The following is a 14,132-nucleotide window of genomic DNA, read 5'->3' as shown; positions in this document are numbered from 1 at the left end:
GGAGAGTCTAGGCGCGCGGGCTCCGCGCGCTCAGGCCGAGACCGCCGGACGGCGACCGGCCCACGGCGCCGCCTCCTCCAGCGCCGCGGCCACGCGCACCAGCAGGTCCTCCCGCCCGACGGCGGCGACGAGCTGCACGCCCACCGGCAGCCCGTCGTCGGTCGTCGCCAGCGGCAGGCTGATCGCCGGCTGCCCGGTGACGTTGAGCTGGGCGGTGTAGGGGATGAAGGCACCGATCCGGCGGCCCTCCTCGCGTGGGCCCGCGGCGGTGAACCAGCCCAGCTCCGGCGGCGGGCCGCCGGCGGTCGGGGTGACCAGCAGGTCGAAGCCCTGCCCGCCGTCGTCGGCCGGCGTCCAGAAGGCGGCCATGCGGCGGGACCAGGAGCTCAACCAGGCGCGGGCGGCGAGGTACTCGGGGGCGGTCATCCGGTCGCCGGACGCCCGGTAGTACGCGTTGCGCGGCTCGAGCTCGTCGTCGGTGATCTGCCGGCCGAGTACGCGCTCCACGTCGGCCAGCGTGCGGGCGGTGTCCGCGGCGACGGTGGCGTTGAAGTGCCGCGCGAAGGCGTCCTCGGAGAAGGCGTCGGGGGCGGCCGGCTCGACGGCGCAGCCCAGCTCCTCCAGCAGCCGGCCGGCCGCGGCGACGGCGGCGCGGCACTCGGGCGCGTCCGGCCGACGCTCGTCGGCGAGGGTCTCGAGCAGGCCCACGCGCAGCCGGCCGACCGGGGCGCCGACCTCCTCGCGCAGCGGGCGCGGCAGCGGTGGGGCGGCGTAGGGGTCGCCCGGCATGGGCCGGCCGATCAGGTCCAGGACGGCGGCGGTGTCCCGGACCGAGCGGGTGACGACGCCGTCGATGGTGGCGCCGGCCCACCCCTCGCCGACGTCGGGGCCCGGGCTGACGCGGGCGCGGGTGGGCTTGAGGCCGACCAGCCCGCACGCGCCGGCGGGGATGCGGATGGAGCCGCCGCCGTCGCCGGCGTGCGCCACCGGCACCATCCCGGCCGCCACCGCCGCGGCCGACCCGCCGCTGGAGCCGCCGGTCGAGCGGGTGGGGTCCCACGGGTTGCGGGCCGGGGCGTTGGCCGCGGGCTCGGTGGTGACCGTGGTGCCGAGCTCGGGGACGTTGGTGCGGCCGAGGACGACGAAGCCGGCGGCGCGGAAGGCCTCGGCGAGATGACTGTCGCGGTGCCAGCGCACCCGCGCTTCCTGGAGCGGGGCCAGCCCGTAGGCGGTCTCCTCCCCCGCCACGTGGCAGCCGATGTCCTTGAGCAGCAGCGGCACGCCGCGGAACGGGCCGTCGGGCAGCGTGCCGGCGGCCTCCGCGCGGGCGGCGTCGAAGCGGTCGCGGAGGACGGCGTCCAGCTGCGAGTTCACCTGCTCGATGCGGGCGATCGCGGCGTCGACGAGCTCGGCGGGGCTGGCCTCTCCGCGGCGGACGAGGTCGGCGGAGGCGGTGGCGTCCAGCCACGTGGCGTCGGTCACCCGGCGGAGCCTAGGAGGGCACGCGGAGCGCCGTCGGTCCCGGCCGGGGGCAGCGGCTAGGCTGGTCGCGCACCACGCGGGTGTAGCTCAATGGTAGAGCCCCAGCCTTCCAAGCTGGCCATGCGGGTTCGATTCCCGTCACCCGCTCCACGCATAACTCCAGGTCAATCCGCTGTCAGGCCCTCTGAAGGAGTACTGGAGGACCGCCCGGAAGGCCCGTTTCGGCCCCTGCAGACCCCTGTTTTCCGCTCCATTGGTCATGGATTGGTCACGCCGGGTGCCCCATACGGCCAGGTCGCGGCCCTCGTTCGCTCCTCCCCCGTGACCACAACTGGTCACGCGGTGAGCTCGAGGCTGCGCGAGGCGGCAATCTGCCGAGCGATCTCCCCCACCGGGACCGGGAGGCGCGCGGCTGCGGCACGGCTGTAGATGACGACGGCAAAGACGGCGTACTGCCACAGCGGGGTCTGCCACCAGCCGGCGTCGCTGAGCAGATCGGGCTGCAGGCCGCCGCGCATGCAGGCGGCGGCGTACAGGGCGTACTGGCTGTTGCGGTGCGCCACACGGCCGCGGAACGTCACCTCCGGCAGGCAGCGCTCGCGTAGCCCCTCGTACTCCAGCGGCTCGGCGCCGGAGGGGCAGACGAGGTCGAGCGCCGTGACGGCCAGCTCGAGCAGAGCCAGATCCGGCGTGAACCAGCCAGGCACGTGGGTGGGAGCCGCGGCCGCCACGAGGTCGTGGACATCGTCGCCCCGAGCCAGGCCGGACAGCACCGCAACCTGAGCGCGGCGATGCAGGACGTCCTGGTCAATGCGCTCCCGCTTCGTCACCGCGACATCGTCACCCGAAGGCCTCGTCCTGCACTGCCACCCCGAGGACGCCGCCCAGCCCACTGAACCGGGAGCCCGGTCGGGGAGGCGAAAGCTAGTACGACAGGCGGCGCCTTCGACAGGTCAATGTCACGCTCAGGACACGTCTAGAAAACGGCCGCCGGGGAGCCTGACCGGTGGCAATCTTCAAGTCTCCATCAGCTACAGAACGGTCCACCGGCAACGGCAAGGCGTTCCATGAAAGCCATCGAGGTGTACTCAAGCTGGGCGCTCGGACAGCAGCTGGGTGAGGCGGCATGCGGGATGCGGAACATGAGGGATCGAGGCGTTCCGCCACGGCTTACAGCCGCGTCTGCGGTGCGGACTCCTCCGACCGCTGCTTCAGGCCGGCGGCCTCCATCTCCACGTAGCGCCGCGTGAGGCCGCCGTAGAGACGTCCCACCAACCGCCCGAGGACACCCGCCTGGTCGATGGACAGGATCGCCCGTGACCCGTCGGCGGTCCCGACGACGCGGTGCGACGCGCGGGTGTGCACCCCGGGGCTGAACCGCTCCCCCTCGACGAGCTCCGAGACGGTCCACACCGTGGTGGGCAACCGAGGCTGCTTGATGCGGACACACGAGCCGGCCTGCAGCGGGTCCGGGCTCAACGGGCGGATCGAGGTGACCGACGCCGTCCACGCCGGCCAGGACTCCACGTCCGAGAGGACCGCCCACACGACCTCCGGTGGCGCGCTGATGTCGACCGTGACGTCTACCCGCATGACCTTTTCTCCCGGGCTGTGGGAACGGGGCGCGTGAGTACGGGTCACCGTCGCGCCCGCTGCGCCTCCCCCGACGAGTCTCGGCTCCCCCGGGGACGAAGCACATCTCTTGGCGGCCGAGATCTCGCCTGCGGGTTTTCTTCTGGACCAGTCCTGCCACGCCGACGTCCTGCTCGAGATGGTCGACCGCTGACCGCCGGCCGCACCGGGAGCAGCTGCGGACGGCGCGCGACCGTCCCGGCCCCGGCCCGCCCCATCGGGCCGGCGCCGGTCGGAGGCAGTGGGCTCAGTTGCCGGCGGCGCGGAACCGCTCGACGACATCGGCCTTGATGCGGCCGCGCGGAGACACGTCGATTCCCTGGCCCTTCGCCCAAGCTCGGACTGCCGCGGGGTCGATGGAGTCGGTGGTGGTGTGTCGAACAGCGGCGCGACCCTTGCTCGTCGAGCCAACCTTGCGCGCTGCGCTCACATACTTCGACAGCGTGTTACGGAACTCGGCCGCATTGTTGTCTGTGAGGTCGATCTCGTAGTCAGTGTCCGAGATGCCAAACTTCACCGTGGTGTCGGCCGGTGACTCTCCGTCCAGGTCGTCCACCAGCATGACATTGGTCTTGGTTGCCATGCCCAACATCTTCCGGGTACCGAGCGGAAAGTCAAGTTGGTCCAAACGACCTATTGACCCAATTGGGGTGGCCGGACCTAACCCGCAACTGCAGTGAGCTCACCTATTGCACCCATAGGATGTACCAACGATTTTGGACAGGAACCTCCTCTTGAGAGGATGCGTCCATGCCCGAGCAGCGGAGGAAGTTCAGTCCGCAGTTCAAGGCTGAAGCCGTGCAGATGGTGCTCGAGACCGGCAAGCCGATCGCCGAGGTCGCTCGTGACCTGGGGATCAATGAGGGAACCCTGGGCATGGGTGCATATCTGGCGCCGCGAGAATCCGGAGCCGTCGACGGAATTAACTCCGGTGGAGCGTGCGCGTGTGAAGGAAATGGAAGACGAAATCCGCCGGCTGCGGCTGGAGAACGAGTTCCTAAAAAAGGCGGCGGCCTTCTTCGCGCGGACGCAACCGTAGCCGAGCGCTGCGCGCTGATCCACGCGGAGAAGGACACCTACGACATCACGTTCATGTGCCGGTTCATGGGCGTGCCGCGCTCGACCTACTACGCTTGGACCAATCGAGCCGAGACCCCGACCCAGGCCCGGCGGCGGGCGCTGGCGGTCGAGGTCGCCGCGGAGTTCAAGGCATCCCGGCAGACCTCAGGCTGCCGGCGGATCGCCGCCGCGCTCAACCGCAAGGGAATCGCCTGCTCGGTCGGGCTGGTCGCCGACCTCATGCGCGAGCTGGGCCTGGCCGCGGTGCAGCCGCGCGCCTACAAGCGCACCACCGTGCCCGGGGATGCGGCGAAGTTGCGTTCGACAAGGTCGGCGGAGATCGGATCCGGCGTCGGGCGTCGCCAGCGCGGTCGGCCGGTGACGCCGTGGATGCCGGCGCGGGCCATGAGCAGCTCGACCGTGCCGTGCCCGACCACGAGACCGCGGCCGAGGGTGAGCTCGGCGTGCACCCGCCGGGTGCCGTAGGTGCCCTTGGAGGCGGTGTGCACTGCCAGGATCTGGTCGGTCAGCCAGACGTGCCGGATCGCCCGCGCCGATGGCGCTCGGCTCCGCCAGGCGTAGTAGCCGGAGTCGGTCACGTCGAGCACGCGGGTGGCGAGCTGGACGGGTAACCCCTCGCCGGCCATCACCGCGATGGCCTCGAACCGCCTTTTGGGGGCACCATCTTCCCCAGTAGCTCGCTGGCCCGACGGTGAACGGCCAGTTCAGCCTCCAACTCGGCGATCCGCCGCTTGGCGCGGTCAGCTCCGACTTCTCCGCGCTGTTCAGCCCCGGCTCGAGGCCCTTGTCGATGCGGTCCTGCCGGCGCCAGGTGTAGATCGCCTGGGCGCTGATCCCCAGGTCGCGGGCCACGTCGACGATCGGCCTGCCGGCCGCGACCAGATCGAGCACCTTGCGCCGGAACTCCGGCGGATATCCACGCCTGCCCACGAACCCTCCTCCGGGGTTGCGCGGTCAGGATTCCAGCAACGCGACTCCACGAAGGGCGGGGCAGACCACCGGCTGTCCAGGACCCAGCTGCGCGGCCCGCTGCCGGAACTTCTCGGGGTACTTGCTCCGTCGGCCCAACCCGGCCCTCCCTCCTCGGCTTGCGCCAAGTCCAGAAGTGTTCAGCCGACGGTGGTCACTTCAGTCTCTCGCCAGAAGGCCCCATGGCACAGCGGGCTGACGACCGGGTAGGCGCCGCACCAATCCCAGGTCCAGATGGGATATGGCGACAGGTTATGCAGCACATGAGCTCCCCGCCCTAGCGGCGGCCCGGGGTTCCGGCGTAGGGACTCCTCCAGCGACCCGTGGTCCGACACCTTCGTCGCGCTGCTGCAGAACAACGTGCTCGACCGCCGCTCCTGGGCCACCCACCAGGAGTTGTGCATCGCGCTCGTCACCTGGATCGAACCGACCTACCAGCGGCGGCGCCGCCAAGACGCCCTCGGCCGCCTGACACCCATCGAGTACGAGACAATCAACCCGACACAGGCAGCTCAGGCCGCCTGACCCAACCTGTCACCTGTCCATGCAGCAGTCCCGTCGGCGATACTCGCATGCCTCGACAGAGGCGGTCGCCGGAGAGGACACTCCCAGCAGGACAACCATGTCCGGGGGTTGCGATGAACGAGACGCCGCTGTCGAGGCGTGCCCAACACACAATCGTATACATCCCCGGGCTCAGTCGAGACGCTAACAACACAGGGGAAGCAGTCGCGGCGTCCATTCGGGCGGCGGCTGATGTACAGGGTGGCCGATACAACCTTCAGGCGGCGACTCCCGCTCCGGAGGGATTGCGGCCATGCGCCACTGTTGTCGGAGAGAGCGCGCAGCCGCTCGTCGACGTGTACGAACTTGACTATCGGCGCACATTCGAGCAGCTCGACAGGGACGAGGCTGGCAAGGAAGACACGCCGCCCGGCGTCTTCACCGCCATATACTGTGCCGCCTTATCCTGCGCCGTCTGGTCCCGAGCATGGTTTGGTCGTCACAAAAACCTGGGCAAGTCGCTGAGAACACGTTTGCAGCTCTATGTCGGCTTTGCCATGGCGCTACTACTTGTCCTGTTCGCGGTTTTCGTTCTGCTCACCGCTGCGATCGTGATCGCAAATCGCATAGGATGGGTCGATATAAGTCTCGAGCCTGCACCGGAGGCCCTGCTCCTGGGCGGGCTTGTCACCGGTGCCGGCTATCTCGCTCTTCGGAGGACCCTGCTGCGGGCAGCAACCCAAGGCCGCCGATTGGTGCGGTACTACGACGAGCCGCCGATGCGTCAGCGGTTGTCAACGGAGGTCGCCCGTTCCATCGACGACCTCGTTGATGAGGGTTACTCAGGAGACATACATTTGGTTGCCTACAGCTTTGGCAGCAGCATAGCGCTAGACGCCATGCTGTGCTATAGCGGCGACGGTCGACTGCACCGCCGGGTGGGCGAGGCCGTCACGAGCCTGGTAACTGTCGGCTGTCCCTACGACATAGAACGGCTATTTTTTCCCGACCGACTGATCGGTCGTCAGGCGACGAGCCAGCAAGTGAGCTGGCGGAACATATTTATCGCCTCGGACCTCTTTGCTTCCAACTTCGTCGATAAGGACGACGATGCCGCTGGGACTGTACAGACCCCTTGGGGCGTACAAGTCCAATCCGTGCGCTACCTGCCCGATGCCCGATTGACGTGGTTCAGCTTCTTCCGACTGGCGGCCTACAAGCAGCACAACAGTTACTGGCATGAGCAAGGCGGTTGCTGGGCGAGCGTGCTCGACCTTTGGGATCTCGCGCCGACGGTGGCTGAAAATGAAGGATCACCACCGCCTCCTACCTTGAGGAGTGGAAACACCAGGCCTCCGCCCTCCCAGGCTGCAGGGGAGTGACCACGTCCCTCTTCGAGGGCACCCCATCAGCCCCAGGATTCCCATCTGCACCGGAGGGTGGATGAGCCTCATGGAGCCGGGGTAGCGCTTCCGACACTACGATTCGACGCGACACGTCGAATACGGCGGGGTTTCGGCCTACGACTGGGGCCCTGTCCAGGCGAAGCACGTGCGGTATGGCCGACGTGGCGTTAGGCGCTCATCAGCATCAGGGTTCATGGCCAGAACACGGGGCGGATGGTCGATTGGAGAGATTTGATGCCCACGACTCGACGGCTATTTCACGTAACACATGAATCCAAGGCGGGATTCTTTGGCGGCTTCAGGGATCCCGAGGGTAACCACTACCCGTCTCGGCCTGGGAAGTGGAAAGATCACTACGAAGTCGACAATCTTCCAAGGCATAATATGGACATCATAGTCTGGGCGGAACATCATTACAACCGATCGGTAAATATCGGCATGTCGGAGAACGCAGTTCTTAGAGTGCACTTACCCCACGTTTGGCCTTACGAGATCCAATGGGGTCAACTACGAAACGGTCAGATTCTTGACGGGAATGATGTCATCAGGGCAACGATCGACGAGGGGGTGATTGAGGACGACGCCGTGATGTTCTCCCTCAGTTGCAAACTCGGCTGGGTGAAGGAGGTGATCGTACCAGATGGCCAGAGGTCCCAATGGAAGATATGGACCGGCGGGTTGAGCGGAAAGACCTACGACGAAGTTGCCCTGTGGGGTCACCAAGTTCACAACGGGCAAAGGCTACAGTTTAGTAAGGCCAAGACCCCTGCCGGCCGACCCCTCGACCCGGTCTACTTGCTAGGAAACCTGCACATACTGAAGCCGCATAGCCGCGTGACGTTCCAGTGGGAGAAGGACTAGCTTGGGACTGCTGCAGGGCTGGCTGACACTCCATCTGTGTGATTTGACTCTGCCCAGTACACGTCTTTGGCGTTCACCGAGGCGCTGCTCGGAGGCCATCATCGCCGGCTCGGTCGGCGACGCCCTGGACAACGCGCTGATGGAGTCCACCATCGGGCTCCACAAGACCGAGTTAATCGACCGCCAGCGCTCCTGGACCGGCCGCAACGAGATCGAGCGGCAGACGGCCGCCTGGGTGCACTGGTTCAACACCGAACGCCTGCACTCCGCGCTTGACTACCGCCCACCGGTCGAGTTCGAGGACCACTACCGTGACACCACCGCCACCGCGGACCTCGCTGTGGCCTGAACCGAGCGTCCGTCAAATCCAGGACGGTTCAGTGGCCAGCGTCGTGCGGCGAAGCTCGCTAAAGATCATCAACTGCAGGGGTTACAGAACGGCTCGAACTCGAGCCCTGTGCTGGCCAGGGAAGCCGGCCAGCAGCGCAGGTCGGTACTGCATCCGTTTGAGTCGGGTTTTCACCAGCGCGGTCAGCTCGGCGAGGTTGTGCTTGGTCAGGTTGGCCAGCGACCGCTTCAGGTGCGACCACACCGGCTCCACCGGGTTGAGCTCGTGGGCGTACGGCGGCAGCCGGAACACCGTCAGCCAGGGCCGGGCCGCGACGATCTCGGCCATCGCCGCGCTGACATGGGTGTTGAGGTTGTCCCAGACCAGCACGATCGGGCCGCCGAGCTGCCGGTGGGCGGCGTCGAGCAGGGCGGCGTAGTCGGCCTCGGTGAAGCCCTTCCGCCGGCCGCCGTTCCCGCTTCCGCGTCGCCGGCCGCGGTGGGTGCGGTAGATCAGCCGCGGCCGATGGCCGGGCTTGGTGGCCGCCAGCGCGGCCAGCGACAGTCGCGGGGCATTCTGTGCGGTCACTCGCACCACCGGCGTGTGCCCGCGCTGGCCCCAGGTGCGCCCCTTTGGTGGCCTCAGCCCCTGGCCGGACTCGTCTTCGAAGACCAGCCAGGCGCCCAGGGCCGCCGCCGCCGTTTTATCTCCGGCCAGGTCTCCTCCCGCCAGGCGGTGATCTGCTCCTCGTTTCGTTCGGCGGCCTGCCGGGCGGGGACCTGCACGCTCCAGCCGAGCCGGTGCAGCAGCAGATCCAGCCCGGGCAGGGTGTAGTCCACGCCGAACCTGGTGCGCACCACGTCGGCGATGCGCGGCAGCGTCCAGCACTGATCGGCCCAGCCCCACGCGGCCGGGCCCATGTCCAGCACGGCCTGCAGCTCATCCAACTGGGCGGGGCTGAGCTTGCAGCGGGCCCCGCCGGCACCCTTGGAGGCCAGCGCCGGCCGGCCGCCGGCGACCAGCGCTCGCCGCCAACGATTGGCCGAGATCCGGGTCACCCGAAACCGGGTGGCGACCTCACGGTCGCTGGCGCCCTCCTCGATCCACTCGGCCGCCGCCAGCCGCACCCGCTCCCGCCGGGCACGCTCCTCGGCGGTCAGCGCACCACCGTCGGGATACCTCATGGCTTCGGCATAGCGCACACCGCGCCGCACGTCAGCAGGGTCCGGAACCTCCGCCATTAATGATCTTTAGTGGCAGCAGGACGCCACCTAGGTAGAGCGGATGCCGAAGATGGGCGTACACTCCTGTGCGAACAAGCTGCGGAGAGGCTCGATATTCGTGTAGGAATAGCGTTCGTGCGGTACTCAAGCCTCGAAGTCCAAGGACGATGAGGCCGCCCAACCGCGGAGCATATTACTCCTGCGGTAATTCTTTGGGCAGAAGGGTTCGGCAAGCCCATTATGAGGCCATACACGGCTGGTCGACCGATCTGAGAGAAATTCAGCGCAACACCGGGCGGGATGTATAGGCAGAAGGCTCGACGAAACGAATGGCTCTCGCTGCTTTGTCGTGCAAGGCGTTCATGTCGGGGGAAAAGTAGCCGAGCCACGCCAAGAATAAGCCCAGAACCCCACCTGTAATAGGTATGGGGAGACGTTAGACGCTTCTTCAACCAGGTTGCCTGCCGCTAAGTAGGAAAGTGGCGCACCCCCTAGGGCGCCAATGATGAAGAGTCTAGCCTTCCATGTTGGCTGCCATCCCAGGGCGCGGATAAGCTCGTCCATTACGGCCCCTTTCAGGGAAGCCGGACCTCGGCATTAGCTTTGCGGAGCGAGCGCGTACGGGCATGGTTAGCGCGGCGCGCGGATTGGGGCCGCCGGCTGCAATCGGCGCAGCACCGATGTTGCGATTCCCTTGGCGTCGAGGCCGTGGGCCGCGAGGATCGCCTCGCGCTCTCCTACCTCCATAAACTCCTGCCGCAGACCCAGCGTAAGCAGCCCGACAGGCACCTGAGCATTTCGCAGCGTTCGGGCGACCGCATCACCGAAGCCTCCGGCCGCTCCATTGTCCTCGACCGTGACCACGATGCGGTAGTGGCGGGCCGCCTTGGCGAGTCCTGGCGCAACGGGAAACACCCATCGCGGGTCTACTACGGTCGTCGGCACTCCCGCCGACCGCAGCCGCTCCGCAGCGGCGACGGCCGCGGACGCCAAGGAGCCCACCGCCAGGATGAGCACCTCGGCGTGCCGTTCGCTTACCAGGACGTCCGCAGTCCCCAACCGGTCGAGCGCTGGCAACTCGACTCCTGGACTGCCCTTTGGGAAGCGCACCGCCGTAGGACCGTCGTGAGCGACCGCCTCGCCGAGGAGCTCGCCCAGCCGGGCCGCGTCCCTCGGTGCCGCGACCCGCATGCCCGGCACCATCCCCAGGATGGAGAGGTCCCACATGCCGTTGTGGCTTGGCCCGTCGCTGCCTGTGATACCCGCTCGATCAAGGATGAAGGTTACCGGTAGCCTGTGCAGGCCGACGTCGAGCAGCAGCTGATCGAATGCCCGGTTAAGAAACGTGGAGTAGAGGGCGACGACCGGGTGCATGCCGCCCATGGCGAGTCCGGCCGCGGAGGTCACCGCGTGCTGCTCCGCAATCCCAACATCCACCGCCCGGTCGGGGAACGCGGTTGCGAACGGGGCGAGACCCGTGGGCTCCAGCATCGCGGCTGTCAGTGCGACGACATCGGGGCGTCGGGAACCGATCTCTACCAGCTCTGCAGCTAGCACCGAAGTCCATGTCGGTCGAGAGGACCTGGTCCGCGGCGGGCAGACGGTGTGCTGCCGGTCGTGCGGATCCGTCTCGGCCGGGAGATGACCTCGCCCCTTGACCGTGCGGACATGCACCACCACCGGAGCCCGCAGCGACCGCGCGCGGGACAGTGTGTCCTCAAGCGCGCCAATGTCGTGTCCGTCCACCGGCCCTAGATAGGCCAGGCCCATCAGTTCGAATAACGACGGACCGATGGGCAGGCCAGCAAGATGGGCGGCCAGGCCCCCCACGGTCGGCGCGTAGGAGCGTCCGTTGTCGTTCAGGACGACGACCACCGGACGGTCTGGCGCGGCACCCAGGTTATTCAACCCCTCCCAGCACATCCCGCCGGTGAACGCGCCGTCCCCTACGACGGCGACAACGGTGGACCCTAATTCACCGCGAAGCTGCAATGCGCGAGCGAGGCCGTCGGCGTAGGACAGCGCGGTGGAGGCGTGCGAGTTCTCTACCCAGTCGTGCGGGCTCTCTTCTCTCCTTGGGTAGCCCGATAACCCCCGGGGCTGACGCAGCGTACGGAAGTGCGCCTGGCGGCCGGTGAGCAGCTTGTGGATGTAGGCCTGATGTCCGGTGTCCCATAGGATGGGGTCCGACGGCGAATTGAAGACTCGGTGCAGGGCCAGTGTCAACTCCACGACGCCGAGGCTTGAGCCCAGATGACCACCGGTTCGACTTACGGAGTCCACCAGGGTGCGCCGGATCTCCGCAGCCAAGAGGGAGAGCTCCGCAGCTCCCAGGCTGCGGAGGTCGGCCGGCTGGCGGATGCCGGCGAGCAAGCCACCACGTAGGTCTTGTACGCTGCTGGTCACAGTGACCTCCCGGGCCAAGCGGTATCGTGGCGATCGAATATTGGTCGTGGCGGCGACATCGGCGGCGGCTCGAAGCCACCACGACGCGAGTGGTAGGCGCAACGGCCCCTCATTTCGAGGCAGTATTCTGGATCGTTGGACTCCTATGACCTTAACGCGCGTCCCCCGAGGGGCTAGAAGACGTTGCGGAAGTCCAACTTGGCCTACCGCGCCGATGAGTGGTACAGACGAGACGGAAATGGTGTGGAGCACCAACCCCGCTGGTGTACGTTCACAACGACTTCTTAGTTCCATCCTGCAACGGGACAATGACAAGCGTCCACCTTCGGCCCCTTTCTTTGATCGGGCCGAAAATGAGGAAGGAATCAAGGTAGCTCGTGATGGCGGGGGGAGCGTTGCCTCGTGCCACCGAACCCCGCAGCGTTGTTGGCTGAGAAGTGTAGTCGGCGAGATGGCAATGGTCACTTGCGGCACCTCCTAGAGCGCCGTCACCTGAAAGGTGATCAACGCCGCGATGGCGTAATGCTCGAAGGCACACGGTCGCCTGTCAATCCTTTAATGCGCGCCGCATCGGTGACTCAATCGAGCCACTAACTCGACGTATACAACCCGTCACGCAGTGCCAAGGCGCCGTGGACGTGATCTGGTAGTACTTCGTTAGGTCGGTGCTCGAGCGTGGCCGTTAGTGCGTTGTCCGCATATGGCGCAGGTGCCGGTCCAGGTGGCGAGCAGGGCCTGCAGGTGGTGCAGGACCCGGTAGAGGCTCAGGCCGGCGCAGCCGCTTTTGGGTCGCTGCGTAGTCCGGTGAGGAACAGCTGGGCGGCGGTGACCAGGGTGACGTGGCGGTGCCAGCCCGACCAGGTGCGGCCCTCGAAGTGGTCCAGGCCCAGGGCAGTCTTCAACTCGCGATAGTCGTGCTCGATCCGCCAGCGGATCTTGGGCAGCCGGACCAGCTCGGCCAGCCCGGTGCCCTCCGGCAGGGTCGCCAACCAGTAGTCGGTGGGCTCGGCGGCCTCAGTCGGCCACTCGGCCAGCAGCCAGGCCGCCGGCAGCGAGCCGTCTGCGCTCAACCGCCCGGTCGGTCGGCGTCCGGCGGGGCGGATCCGCAGCGCCACGAACGCCGAGGTCATCGGCCCCCGCGAGCCCTCCCGCCAGGTCAGCTGCCCCGCGGCAGCCCGGCCGGCGGCCAGCACGTGCTCGCGTAGCCCGACCGGACGGGTGCGGTAGCGCGGCTTGGGATGCGGGCCCCGCCCGGAGTAGCCGACTAGCTCGGGCACCGCTCCGAGCGGGTAGGCGGTCAGGTCGCCGGTGACCTGGCAGACGTAGGGCCAGCCGCGAGCGGTCAAGCCGTCGCGGAAGGCGGCGTTGGTGCCGTAGCCGGCGTCGGTGACCACCACCGGCGGCGCGAGGTCCCAGCCGGCCAGCTCCTCGAGCATCTCCAGCGCCAGCCGCCACTTGGCCCGGTGGCGGGCGTCCTCAGGGATGCCGGCGCGCTCGCGCCGCGCCCGGATAGCCGCGGCCGCGTCTTCAGTCGCGGCCTCGGCGTCGTCCCAGCGCTCGGGCAGGAACAGCCGCCAGTTCAGCGGGCAGGAGGCGGTGTCGGTCACCGCGCAGACCGAGACCCCGATCTGGCAGTTGCCGACCTTGCCCAGCGTGCCGGAGTACTGCCGGGCCACCCCCGGCGAGGCGACCCCGTCCTTGACGAAGCCGGTGTCGTCGACCACCCACGCCTCCGGGGTGATCACCGCCACCGCCTTGCGGGCCAGCCGCTCGCGCACCGGCTCGACCGCCCAGGTCGACGAGGAGACGAACTGCTGCAGGCCCTGATGATCCACGCCGAGCCGTTCGGCTATCGGCTGCATCGACTTGCGCCGCCCGTCCAGCAGCAGGCCGCGCACATAGGCCACGCCCTTGCCCCGCTGATCACGGCGGGCCAGCGGCGCGAACACCTCCGCCGCGAACTCCTCCAACCGCCCTCGACCGGCGGCCAGCTCCCCCGGAGTCATGCCCCCATGGCAGCGCGCGGACGCAGGTCAGACAAGACCTAACGAAGTACTACTAGTGGACCCGCGTGCCCGCTTAGCTCCGGCCGAGGCAGGCCGACCGTCCCGAAGCCCTTGCAGTCCCGGCGACGCTCCATTGGACAACCGTGAGAAGGGTCGTCAAGCCACACGTAGTCTCGACCTGACCAGCATGCGATACGTGTAGGACGTGTCCTGCGGATCTTCTGAGAGGGTCAGC

General features: G+C 67.7%; 11 protein-coding genes, 1 tRNA gene and 4 pseudogenes. 6 read left to right on the top strand and 10 right to left on the bottom strand.

Going from position 1 to position 14,132, the window contains the following annotated elements; genetic code table 11:
- Positions 1-30: 30 nt before the first annotated feature.
- Positions 31-1,482 (bottom strand): amidase, encoded by a 1,452-nt coding sequence (locus tag JOD57_RS19730; protein ID WP_204693570.1) that lies wholly within the window; start codon positions 1,480-1,482, stop codon positions 31-33.
- A 76-nt stretch (positions 1,483-1,558) separates the two neighbouring features.
- Between JOD57_RS19730 and JOD57_RS19725 the strand changes: the two genes are divergently transcribed.
- A tRNA-Gly gene (locus JOD57_RS19725) sits at positions 1,559-1,632 on the top strand.
- A 185-nt stretch (positions 1,633-1,817) separates the two neighbouring features.
- On the opposite strand, the gene JOD57_RS19720 is transcribed toward JOD57_RS19725, so the two are convergent.
- The 3 genes from JOD57_RS19720 to JOD57_RS19710 form a co-directional block, all read right to left on the bottom strand.
- Entirely contained in the window at positions 1,818-2,312 is a 495-nt protein-coding gene (locus JOD57_RS19720) for a hypothetical protein (protein ID WP_204693569.1), read from the bottom strand.
- A 340-nt stretch (positions 2,313-2,652) separates the two neighbouring features.
- Complete coding sequence (locus JOD57_RS19715; RefSeq protein WP_204693568.1) at positions 2,653-3,075, bottom strand: SRPBCC family protein; 423 nt, start codon at positions 3,073-3,075, stop codon at positions 2,653-2,655.
- Between the two features lie 286 nt (positions 3,076-3,361).
- A complete protein-coding gene (locus JOD57_RS19710) occupies positions 3,362-3,697 on the bottom strand; it encodes a histone-like nucleoid-structuring protein Lsr2 (protein ID WP_204693567.1) in 336 nt (111 codons plus the stop codon).
- Between the two features lie 167 nt (positions 3,698-3,864).
- Here JOD57_RS19710 and JOD57_RS19705 point away from each other — a divergent pair.
- A pseudogene (locus JOD57_RS19705) lies at positions 3,865-4,443 on the top strand (transposase); the annotation flags it as partial.
- A gap of 8 nt (positions 4,444-4,451) precedes the next feature.
- On the opposite strand, the gene JOD57_RS27365 reads toward JOD57_RS19705, so the two are convergent.
- Both JOD57_RS27365 and JOD57_RS27360 read right to left on the bottom strand, forming a co-directional pair.
- A complete protein-coding gene (locus JOD57_RS27365; protein ID WP_372440259.1) occupies positions 4,452-4,820 on the bottom strand; it encodes an IS3 family transposase in 369 nt (122 codons plus the stop codon).
- 148 nt (positions 4,821-4,968) lie between these two features.
- Positions 4,969-5,124: pseudogene (locus JOD57_RS27360) on the bottom strand (transposase); the annotation flags it as partial.
- 369 nt (positions 5,125-5,493) lie between these two features.
- On the opposite strand from JOD57_RS27360, the pseudogene JOD57_RS19695 reads away from it, so the two are divergent.
- The 4 genes and pseudogenes from JOD57_RS19695 to JOD57_RS19680 form a co-directional block, all read left to right on the top strand.
- Positions 5,494-5,688: pseudogene (locus tag JOD57_RS19695) on the top strand (IS3 family transposase); the annotation flags it as partial.
- A gap of 335 nt (positions 5,689-6,023) precedes the next feature.
- A complete protein-coding gene (locus JOD57_RS19690) occupies positions 6,024-7,049 on the top strand; it encodes a hypothetical protein (RefSeq protein WP_204693564.1) in 1,026 nt (341 codons plus the stop codon).
- 258 nt (positions 7,050-7,307) lie between these two features.
- Complete coding sequence (locus tag JOD57_RS19685) at positions 7,308-7,934, top strand: hypothetical protein (protein WP_204693563.1); 627 nt, start codon at positions 7,308-7,310, stop codon at positions 7,932-7,934.
- 51 nt (positions 7,935-7,985) lie between these two features.
- Positions 7,986-8,283: pseudogene (locus tag JOD57_RS19680) on the top strand (integrase core domain-containing protein); the annotation flags it as partial.
- Positions 8,284-8,364: 81 nt separating this feature from the next.
- Here JOD57_RS19680 and JOD57_RS19675 read toward each other — a convergent pair.
- From JOD57_RS19675 to JOD57_RS19660, 4 genes are all read right to left on the bottom strand, one after another.
- Positions 8,365-8,850 carry a transposase gene (locus tag JOD57_RS19675; RefSeq protein ID WP_204693562.1) on the bottom strand — a complete coding sequence of 162 codons (486 nt, stop codon included), beginning with the start codon at positions 8,848-8,850 and terminating at the stop codon, positions 8,365-8,367.
- Between the two features lie 53 nt (positions 8,851-8,903).
- Complete coding sequence (locus JOD57_RS19670; RefSeq protein WP_204693561.1) at positions 8,904-9,446, bottom strand: winged helix-turn-helix domain-containing protein; 543 nt, start codon at positions 9,444-9,446, stop codon at positions 8,904-8,906.
- Positions 9,447-10,115: 669 nt separating this feature from the next.
- Positions 10,116-11,891: a 1-deoxy-D-xylulose-5-phosphate synthase gene (locus tag JOD57_RS19665; protein ID WP_307824805.1), complete on the bottom strand. Its 1,776-nt coding sequence runs from the start codon at positions 11,889-11,891 to the stop codon at positions 10,116-10,118.
- Positions 11,892-12,655: 764 nt separating this feature from the next.
- Positions 12,656-13,897 carry an IS701 family transposase gene (locus JOD57_RS19660; protein WP_204693560.1) on the bottom strand — a complete coding sequence of 414 codons (1,242 nt, stop codon included), beginning with the start codon at positions 13,895-13,897 and terminating at the stop codon, positions 12,656-12,658.
- Positions 13,898-14,132 lie beyond the last annotated feature (235 nt).

Origin of the sequence: Geodermatophilus bullaregiensis (genome assembly GCF_016907675.1) — a bacterium.
GTDB classification, from domain to species: Bacteria; Actinomycetota; Actinomycetes; order Mycobacteriales; family Geodermatophilaceae; genus Geodermatophilus; species Geodermatophilus bullaregiensis.
The sequence above is the reverse complement of the archived record's forward strand: the minus strand, read 5'-3'. Positions and strand labels throughout refer to the sequence as shown.

Bases quoted from the DNA above. Each gene is read 5' to 3' on its own strand.
- JOD57_RS19715 (WP_204693568.1), bottom strand. From the start codon at position 3,075: ATGCGGGTAGACGTCACGGTCGACATCAGCGCGCCACCGGAGGTCGTG.
- JOD57_RS19710 (WP_204693567.1), bottom strand. From the start codon at position 3,697: ATGGCAACCAAGACCAATGTCATGCTGGTGGACGACCTGGACGGAGAG.
- JOD57_RS27365 (WP_372440259.1), bottom strand. From the start codon at position 4,820: ATGGCCGGCGAGGGGTTACCCGTCCAGCTCGCCACCCGCGTGCTCGAC.
- JOD57_RS19685 (WP_204693563.1), top strand. From the start codon at position 7,308: ATGCCCACGACTCGACGGCTATTTCACGTAACACATGAATCCAAGGCG.
- JOD57_RS19670 (WP_204693561.1), bottom strand. From the start codon at position 9,446: ATGAGGTATCCCGACGGTGGTGCGCTGACCGCCGAGGAGCGTGCCCGG.
- JOD57_RS19660 (WP_204693560.1), bottom strand. From the start codon at position 13,897: ATGACTCCGGGGGAGCTGGCCGCCGGTCGAGGGCGGTTGGAGGAGTTC.